This is a genomic window from Dietzia sp. NPDC055877 (assembly GCF_053615975.1).
In genome coordinates this window covers 1-8,100 of the sequence record NZ_JBSHCV010000033.1, presented here as the reverse complement: position 1 = coordinate 8,100, position 8,100 = coordinate 1, and the positions used below count along the sequence as shown (strand labels likewise).

The 8,100-nt window shown below is 63.8% G+C and carries 13 protein-coding genes; 1 reads left to right on the top strand and 12 read right to left on the bottom strand.

Features of this window, described 5'->3' with window-relative positions; translation table 11 throughout:
- From ACWGLC_RS17580 to ACWGLC_RS17570, 3 genes are all read right to left on the bottom strand, one after another.
- On the bottom strand, positions 1-1,773 hold a 1,773-nt coding region (locus ACWGLC_RS17580), incomplete at its 3' end, for a hypothetical protein (protein ID WP_452101079.1).
- 110 nt (positions 1,774-1,883) lie between these two features.
- Positions 1,884-2,024 carry a hypothetical protein gene (locus ACWGLC_RS17575; RefSeq protein ID WP_452101078.1) on the bottom strand — a complete coding sequence of 47 codons (141 nt, stop codon included), beginning with the start codon at positions 2,022-2,024 and terminating at the stop codon, positions 1,884-1,886.
- Between the two features lie 150 nt (positions 2,025-2,174).
- Positions 2,175-2,465 carry a hypothetical protein gene (locus tag ACWGLC_RS17570; protein WP_452101077.1) on the bottom strand — a complete coding sequence of 97 codons (291 nt, stop codon included), beginning with the start codon at positions 2,463-2,465 and terminating at the stop codon, positions 2,175-2,177.
- 375 nt (positions 2,466-2,840) lie between these two features.
- Here ACWGLC_RS17570 and ACWGLC_RS17565 point away from each other — a divergent pair, with 375 nt between their 5' ends.
- Positions 2,841-3,263, top strand: coding sequence for a hypothetical protein (locus ACWGLC_RS17565; protein WP_452101076.1), 423 nt, complete (start codon positions 2,841-2,843; stop codon positions 3,261-3,263).
- Positions 3,264-3,308: 45 nt separating this feature from the next.
- Here ACWGLC_RS17565 and ACWGLC_RS17560 read toward each other — a convergent pair whose 3' ends face one another.
- The 9 genes from ACWGLC_RS17560 to ACWGLC_RS17520 form a co-directional block, all read right to left on the bottom strand.
- On the bottom strand, positions 3,309-3,515 hold the full coding sequence (locus tag ACWGLC_RS17560) for a hypothetical protein (RefSeq protein WP_452101075.1): 207 nt from the start codon (positions 3,513-3,515) through the stop codon (positions 3,309-3,311).
- Positions 3,516-3,695: 180 nt separating this feature from the next.
- Entirely contained in the window at positions 3,696-3,944 is a 249-nt protein-coding gene (locus ACWGLC_RS17555; protein ID WP_452101074.1) for a hypothetical protein, read from the bottom strand.
- Between the two features lie 176 nt (positions 3,945-4,120).
- Positions 4,121-4,333, bottom strand: coding sequence for a hypothetical protein (locus ACWGLC_RS17550; RefSeq protein WP_452101073.1), 213 nt, complete (start codon positions 4,331-4,333; stop codon positions 4,121-4,123).
- A gap of 65 nt (positions 4,334-4,398) precedes the next feature.
- Positions 4,399-5,703 (bottom strand): protein rep, encoded by a 1,305-nt coding sequence (locus tag ACWGLC_RS17545; RefSeq protein WP_452101072.1) that lies wholly within the window; start codon positions 5,701-5,703, stop codon positions 4,399-4,401.
- A 278-nt stretch (positions 5,704-5,981) separates the two neighbouring features.
- Entirely contained in the window at positions 5,982-6,248 is a 267-nt protein-coding gene (locus ACWGLC_RS17540) for a hypothetical protein (RefSeq protein ID WP_452101071.1), read from the bottom strand.
- 3 nt (positions 6,249-6,251) lie between these two features.
- Positions 6,252-7,313 (bottom strand): zonular occludens toxin domain-containing protein, encoded by a 1,062-nt coding sequence (locus ACWGLC_RS17535; protein WP_452101070.1) that lies wholly within the window; start codon positions 7,311-7,313, stop codon positions 6,252-6,254.
- A 3-nt stretch (positions 7,314-7,316) separates the two neighbouring features.
- Complete coding sequence (locus ACWGLC_RS17530; RefSeq protein WP_452101069.1) at positions 7,317-7,523, bottom strand: hypothetical protein; 207 nt, start codon at positions 7,521-7,523, stop codon at positions 7,317-7,319.
- 10 nt (positions 7,524-7,533) lie between these two features.
- Entirely contained in the window at positions 7,534-7,812 is a 279-nt protein-coding gene (locus tag ACWGLC_RS17525; RefSeq protein ID WP_452101068.1) for a hypothetical protein, read from the bottom strand.
- A partial coding sequence (locus ACWGLC_RS17520) for a hypothetical protein (RefSeq protein ID WP_452101067.1) occupies positions 7,809-8,100 on the bottom strand: 292 nt, incomplete at its 5' end. The genes ACWGLC_RS17525 and ACWGLC_RS17520, both read right to left, overlap by 4 nt.

Genomic DNA, 8,100 nt, shown 5'->3' with positions numbered 1-8,100 from the left:
GCCGCCGCCACCCTCGGGAAGGTCAGCGAACATCACCGGGGGCAGAGCGAGCCACGGCCCGATGCCCGAGTCGGTGAACTTGTCGCGGAACTGTCCCCACTTGGACGGGATCGAACCATTAGGAGGCACGAACGCCCACGTGAGAGCGCACTTGACCGGGGTGAATACCCAGTCCACCGGATTCCAGGACCACATGCCGCCAAGGCAGTTCTTGCCGGTCTCGGGATCGGTCACAATATCGCCGGGAGGATCAGGGAACGGCCCACCGGGAGGAAAGCCAGGCGGGTCAGGATTGGGATTACCGGGGTTCTCGGGGCCGGGGTTACCAATGACGAACTCGATCAACGGACCACGAACCGGCACCCGATAGCCAGGATTACGTGGATCGTCGTCAACCCAGCCGGTGCCGATCTTCGTCCAGTCTGGCCCACCACCGGGATCGGCCGGAATCCACTGCGGCTCGGCATCCGGTCGAGGATCAGGAACCAATCCCCATGTGGTCTTGTGAGCGTGCTCCAGGTCGCCGCACTCGGCCAGGCCCAGGGCGTACGGCCCGTACTCGCACTTAACCCGCGACGGGGGCTGGAGGTTCATCCAGTCGTAGCACTCAGGCCGATATGCCGAACAGGGTTCCCCGTCCACAGTGATGATCTTTGTACATTGACCAGGCGGGCAGTCCGGCATCGACTCAGGAGTCTTGTGCTTGACACCACCAAGGAAATCCGACTCGCCCGACGTGTTGGTCCCGGTCCAGCCGATGGACTCAGGAAACCACCCCGCCGGACATGCAGCAATAGGCATCACGTCACCGACACTGGGCACAGTCTTGGTGACGGTCTGCCTACCGCCCGAACCATCAACACAGGTCGTTTCAGCGGTGACCGTACCCATGTTCCGCTCAACTTCGGCGTCAAACTCAGGGTTAAAGAACTGGCGAGCACGATCAAAACCAGCAATCGAACCGCTGTCGCCCTGCCGAATAATGACCGAGTGAACAGGGTCGGCAACAGTCGAAGAACCAGAGCCACGACCACACGGGGGATTACTCACCCCGCTGTTAAGACGAATACCCATTTGGCTAACCCACCAGCCACCCGTAGTTGGGTTAAAACACTGGTAGTAGCCGGTGTTCGCCATCGTGGCTTGATTGTTCGACGGACAGTTCGTCCCCGCACACGAAGCGTTGACCGACACAGACCAGTTGCTGTGATAACTGCCCTTAGTCATCAGCCACTCAACAGACAGCACAGACCACGTGCGGTAACCGGCATGATTACTGCCGAGCGGATCGAGGTCGGCTATATCTTCGGCGAAATCGTCAGGCATACCTACACCGTCGCCGTCGCCCTGGAGCATCCCGTAACCGTCTTTCAGGGTGAACGCCGCCCCGAGCAGACCCGAGGCCAAACCCGCAAGCCCTTTCAGACGGTTACCCCACTTGCCCCGCTTGCGCTTGTCGTCGTCGGAGTCACCGCCAGAGTCAGGGGAGCCGTCGCGGGTCATCATCTCGAAACCCTCAGTGACCGCAATAGATGCCCCGATGGTGGCGATGCCCTTCGCTGCACCGATAGCGATCGGTACCCACGCACGAGCCGGGGCCGAGTTGATGATCCCCAGCGAGGACACCATCACCATGATCGTCAGCACCATGAGCGCGGCGCGGACACGAGCAGGACCGGGACGACGACGAGACCGGGTGACCAGCACCGGGTCAACGTCAGGGGGTGGGGCATCCGCCGGCGGATTGACCGGGGGTAGTTCCATCACGAGCACGGGGGGCGGACCTTTCACGAGGTGACCGGGAAGAGACAACAACGGGGGAGACGCCAGCGGGGGCCGGGCCCATAGGCCCGGCCCCCGAGGACATGCAGCGCAGGTGCAGATCACACCATCGAGCGCAGGAACTTCCAGCCACGCTGGAGGCCGAACACGACGACACCGATAGCGATGCCCGCCGCGCCAACGGTGGCGAGCTCGCCGCCCATACCGGCGACCGCGCCCGTGACAGTGGTAGCGAAATCCATTTCAACTCCTTCCCTTACCTTGTTGCGGATACCGAGCACCCCAGATGACCGGGGAGATTGTGGGGGCTTAGGTCACCAACGCGGCGACCAGGCCCAGAGCGAGACCGAACGCGAGCATGAAGATCAACAACTCAAGCGATTCAACCGCGCTCATGTGTGCACACCTGCACGTTGAAGGCGATCTGACAGCGAGCCGGGGCGCACCGTTTTCGGGGTTGCGCCAGGGTTCGGGCAAAAAGCGCCCGAACCCCGCCGCTGGAGACGGTCGGAGCCTTCGGAGGCGGGAACGAACGGCAGACGATCCCCCGCGGTGTCCACAGCGTGCAGCGCCTGGAGTCGGCTCGCGTCGCGGTCGGCCCGCTCTTCGGAGACCACCAGGACACAGACAGCGAACGCGGCAGCAAGCAGACCGAGCAGAAACGCCACTTCGAGACCGGTCACGACGCACCCCCAGCAACAGGAACAGCGGCAGAGCAACACCGACCGTCAGCAGCGCCAGACCGTATCTCAGCCTGGAGCGCCCGAGTGGTGCGCCGGTAGTTCACCGAGTCCCAGACCGACGTACCGCAGACCACGGCAACCACGAGCACGATCATCACCGTGACGAACACTCAGACCACCGACCTAACGAGATTCCACGCGGCGACCAGCCCGACGACCGGGACCAGGAGCACGCACAGCGCCCCACCGAGCGCCAGGCCGATGCTCACGAGAGCACCAGCAGCGGCCCGAGACCGCCAAGCACGTTGACCAGGAGCCGAGCGACGGCGAGTCCGAGTTCAACAGAAAGCACAACATCCATTTCCGAACCTTTCAGTGAAGATCCAGCGCAGCAAGCACCAGACCGAACGCAAGACACAGCACGAACAGCACGACCACCACGATCACGCCGCCGATCATCGGCGCAACGCAATCACGACCAGGCAGGCGACAAGCGCCAGAAGCAGAGAAAACGCGACGATCAGGACACCGAACTGGTCAGCATCCAGGACCAGAGGCCCAGTGGAGGTGGTCCCCTCAAACTGGGCGTTCAGCCCGTTCACACCGTCCAAGACCGAGCGCATCGAGTCCGAAAGCGCCGGGTCCATGACCGCCGTGGGAGTCTCCACAGGCGTAGGAGTGGCCGTTACCGTCTCAGTCACCGGCGGCGGCGGCGGTGCCACTTCCGTAACGGTTGTCTCATACGGCATGATCGACTACAGCCCTTCCAGTCGTGTCGTTGACGACAGCGAGGGTTAGCCCCCGGTCGAGGACGTTGCACCGTCCCCCGGGGGCGCCCGTTTATCAGACGGTGGAATCGACCGGGAACGGCTCCAGGACACGGAACCGGGGAGTGTCGCGGAAGGCGGAGACCTCCACGAGGTAATCGCACTCGTCCCCGATGGACGGGGCGAACATGTCGTCGGGAAGCGACACGACGACGGTGGCACGACCGGCGACCAGCACGGTCACTTCGGTGATGCTGTAGGGGTTTCCGGTGTTCTTCGACACGCCGGAACGGTTACCGCGATGGGTGACATGGCCCGTGATTCGGGTGATGGGATTCATGAGAGGGGTCTTTCTCGATAGGTCGTTGCTTCGAGTGGGAGCCGGTTTGCACTCCGGCAGACATGAGATTAGCCACAGGTCGGGCGTAAGTCCAAGTTTATCGCCGAAAAAGTTCACGGCGTGTCACACACGCTTGGAAAACCGCAGGTGGGCGGCTTGCTTGGTTACCCCCAGCAGGTCACCGATCTGTTGCCAGGTGAGTTTCTGAGCGCGTGCTTGGCGCACCGCGAGCAGTTCCAGGGCCTCAGCGTGACGCACCGCTTCCGCCGCGACACCGAGCAAGTTCCGGCCACCGAACCCGCCGTCGAGCAGTTCGACCGCCGTGGACATCGGCACCGCCGAGATACCCGCCGCGTCCGCCGTCGAGAGCATCCCATCACCACTCATGGAAGCCCCACCACACCAAGGCGAAGATGACCGCACCGAGCAGAGCCGACCACAACGACATGGACAGCAACCACTGAACCAGCACCATCACAGACCCCCCGCGAGCAACACGATCAGCGGCGCGAAGCCGACGATGAGCACCAGACCAGCAAACACCCCCCTCACAGGTAGTCCTCACAGTCGCACGCGGCAGCAAACGTGTTGTCGTTGAACAGGTCGTCAAGCGCAGCGGGCCGCACGTCCTGGACGGTGGAAAAACCACGGTTGTGCAGGATGGATGCGATGTTGGCGACAAGTACACGATCCTGCCAGTCGTGGGGGTATCGCTCCTGGGCAATGCGCTCCACACCTGCGGTGAGCATCGGATCAGTCATGGGTTCCTTTCCCGACCGGGGCCGTCCCGATCTACTGTCAAGACTACTTGACGCCGGGGCCACTGTCAAGACTCCTTGACGCCGATCTTTTCGTGAATCGCGGCCAGTTCCCGCCGTTGTGCCGCCTCGAACCCGTCCCAGTCGAACTGGTCGAGCGCGACGACCGGGGCGACGACCTCAGCGGCGGCGCGTTCACGGTGCTTGTCGAGGTCGAGCAGGTCACGCGAGCCGATCAGCACCGGCCCGAGCACCGGATGACGTGGCGCGACCTCAGGCAGCGGGCGTTCGGGTGAGTGCTCCAGCGGGGCGTACGCGGTGTCTCGCTTCGGGGTGACCAGGGCGAGCAGGTACCCGGCTTCACCACCAGCGGCAGCGGCTTCGAGTTGGTCCATCAGTTCGGTGATCTGCGGGGTTTTGCGCAGCATGTCATAGGTTTCGGCGTCGATCACGCCCAGGAGCGGGGCCTTTTCCGCTTCGGGCATTTCGTCGTCGTTGGCGCGGTCGGCACCCTCACCAAGGATCGTCCGCAGACCCTTAGACCAGGTGAAACAGCGCCGACCGGCAGTGGCGTCGACGTATTCGAGCCACAACGCCTTGTCGTCGTCGTTGTGACCGGCAGTGTCGAGCAGTTGGAACGGCAGACGCGACCCGGAGCGGCCTGACTTGAGGTCAGCACGGGCGATTTCCGCGCCGAGTTGCACCCGCTTTTCCTCCTGCACCTTGGTCAGATACTGCGCCAGGACGCGCCCATCCTTGCCAACGTTGCGGACGGTGAATCCGCGTTCGACCGAGGGCAGGCGTGCGCCGAGTTTGGTCACCATCGTGCGCCAACGCTCCAGCACCCACGACTGGAACGCGGCCCGCATTTCATCGGAGATAGGTGCCTCCAGCAGGGCCAATGCGTGAAGGTGGGGGTGCCAGCCGTTGCGGTGTGAGCGGGTGATTTCAACGGTGCGGATGATGCCGACCAGGCCGATACGCTTCGCCCATCGTTTCCACGGGGTGCCGTTGATGACCTTCCGCCAGCCGGACAGAATCGCCTCCAGGCCGACATGCAACGAATCATCGCGCGTGTGTCGGATCGTGCCGGTCAGGAACAGGGCACCGCCGCCGTTCTCCAGGTGCGCAACAACGCCGGTTTCAATCTCCTTCGCGCGGTCGGCGCGGATGACCGCCGAGCAAACCGGGCAGGACCAGACCGAACCACACCGCTCGATGCCGGAGAAGTGAGCACCGGACGGGCCGACATGCACGCCGACGTCGGTGCCGACGCGCCACGAGCACCGCGCGACACGGCGAGGACGCACCCAGTCACCATCGACAGCCCCGGCCCGGTCGCGGTCCTGGCCGATGACCAGCGCCGAGGACACCCGGCGACGCTGGAACCGCTCCGAGCGCCAGATGATCCGGTCGGCGTGCTCAGGGGGGGTTACGTAGTTCGCGATGTACCAAGGCGACCCCGCGGCGGGGCCTGCTTCGCTGCGCTCGCTGGCCCGCCGCGGGGTCGCGGATGCCCCGCGCGTGCCCTTGAGGCTTGCGGTGGGGAAAGTTTGATCTATCATGTTGGGCGAACCCCTTACCTTTCCTTTGACCGGGGAGAGCGAGACACGGTTCCTGAGACGCCCCCGCCGGAAACGGGGGCGTTTCGCTATTTCTGGAGTCGGCGTTCTAGCCGCTTGTGCTTGTTGAAGGCTGCTTGGTACGACGAGCCGGTGATGTTGCCGATGTCCGGCCAGGTGTGGCCGCAGTCGCGCAGGTGCAGCACGTAGGCGTGTTCGTACTGGTCCAGGGCGTGGCGCAGTCGGCCAAGGTTGATGAAAACGTCGACGTGTTCGTCTGCTTCGTGGGCGTGAGTCAGCCAGTCGAAATGAGAGCGCAGAGTGTCGAGGTCGAGAGGGTCACCGATACCGGCCATGTTCTAAACGTACTCGTTTACGGCGCGGAAAGAAACTGTATCGGCGGGCGTGTCGCAGCCACATGACGTGTTGTGTATCTCGCTCCGACACAATATCTCATCCCCGGCCACCAACCCGAGGGGACTACCGCCGTCCAGGACGGGGTACGCGTCCGCTCCGCTTCCCGCTCCCCCCGTCCCGGTCGTCGGTGCGTCCGACTCGGGGGAGTGGGACGGGCACGAGCACTTGGGCCTGGGGCGAGTGCCACCGCACACCATGCAGGCACCGGACATGTCCGCGTGACCGACCATATCGACCGGGGCGAACGTGTCATAGGCGTAAGCAGCGGCAGAAGTCGGAATCCAGAGCCGGGACCGGTTCAGACACTCCGCCTCATCGAAAGCGTTCTTGGTGATGTCATCGGTCGGAAGATCATCGGTCGAGTACAGACCTTGAATCGTCATGCGCTTCGGGCGGAAGATGCGATCTTTGCCGAACTCCGAGTTGGCAGGGACCGGGAACGCGCCACGACAGCGCACCACCCCAAGGCACGCCTCCCGCAGACGCTTGTTGAGCCGGGACCAGGACAGGCCGGTAATGCGGATCGCCACATCGGCGCGGCGGAGCTGCGGGAACTTGTTGCGGACCTGCACAGGCATCCCGGCGTGGTCGGACGAGTCAGCCACACCGGTGATCTCGTCCATGATGATGTCTCCGGCCTCGAACCGCATGAACTGATCCCAGTCGGTGAACCGGATGTAGAGCGGGTGCGACTGGTTGTGATCGGGAATATGCAGGCCGGTAATCGGGTGGGTGATCGGGCACTCGGTGGGAAGGGTGCCGTAGACGTTCTGGTTGCCGTACTCCCAGCCGTCGCAGGGGCGGGGGTTCTCGTAGTCCAGGAGCCGAACCGTGGACAGCACCGGCCTGCCCTCCTCCAGGGTGGGAAGGGTATCGGCCACCGCCGTCAAGGACTTACCCGAGCCGTTACGGCCCACGTAGCAGATGATCGGGATCGCGCGGCGACGAGCGCGGCCCCGCTCGAACTGAGCATCGGGGGCGACGAGTTTTTGCAGACGAGACACGAGTTAGATCCTCCATTCACGGGCAGGGAAGTGACGTTGGCGCAGACGGTCTATATCGGCGCGAATGGCGGGGTAGGCCCGCCAGCAGACATACAGCGCCAGCGGCCAGCCCACGAGCAGGGGCGAGGCCAGCGACCAGGCGACAACGAGGACCAGGGCCACGCCCAGGACCATGCCGAACAGTTTGAGTCGGTCACCACGAGAGAGCATCGAGGGTTTCCTATCCGCCAGCGTGGCCGCCGCCGCCGGTGAACAGCGACAGCGCCATGCGGGCAAGTTTGATTGTCAGGCCCGCCATGCGAGCGACGAACACGGCACCGATCACGGTGATGACGGTGACGCCGGGAAACCACACGGACATGGAATCGACGGCACCGAACACGGTTTGGATCGGTGATTGCGCCGAGTACAGCCAGCCGGGGACACCGGGGATCGGCAGAGCGGTGAACACCACGCCCAGGACGAACAACGCGAAGGTGATAAGCGCGACAACGATCATGAGCGGGCGTTCAATCCGAGAGAGGCGGCTTCTTCACGCTCAAACATCCGGTACCCCGTCAGCGCGGTAGTCAGCGAGTTGACGATAGAGAACATGCCGTAGAACACCACCACCACAGTGATCAGCGAGCGGGACATGTTCGCATATTTGGACATGGGTTCCGAGCAGGCGTTCAGCGGATAGTAGGTCTTGCCACCGAGCGGGGCGGGCATGTTCAACGGTGGCCCCTGGCAGCCGCCGCCACCCTCGGGAAGGTCAGCGAACATCACCGGGGGCAGAGCGAGCCAC

Excerpts from the sequence above, each read along its gene's own strand:
- ACWGLC_RS17575 (WP_452101078.1), bottom strand. The coding sequence starts at position 2,024 with ATGGATTTCGCTACCACTGTCACGGGCGCGGTCGCCGGTATGGGCGGC.
- ACWGLC_RS17555 (WP_452101074.1), bottom strand. The coding sequence starts at position 3,944 with ATGCTCTCGACGGCGGACGCGGCGGGTATCTCGGCGGTGCCGATGTCC.
- ACWGLC_RS17550 (WP_452101073.1), bottom strand. The coding sequence starts at position 4,333 with ATGACTGATCCGATGCTCACCGCAGGTGTGGAGCGCATTGCCCAGGAG.
- ACWGLC_RS17540 (WP_452101071.1), bottom strand. The coding sequence starts at position 6,248 with ATGGCCGGTATCGGTGACCCTCTCGACCTCGACACTCTGCGCTCTCAT.
- ACWGLC_RS17530 (WP_452101069.1), bottom strand. The coding sequence starts at position 7,523 with ATGCTCTCTCGTGGTGACCGACTCAAACTGTTCGGCATGGTCCTGGGC.
- ACWGLC_RS17525 (WP_452101068.1), bottom strand. The coding sequence starts at position 7,812 with ATGATCGTTGTCGCGCTTATCACCTTCGCGTTGTTCGTCCTGGGCGTG.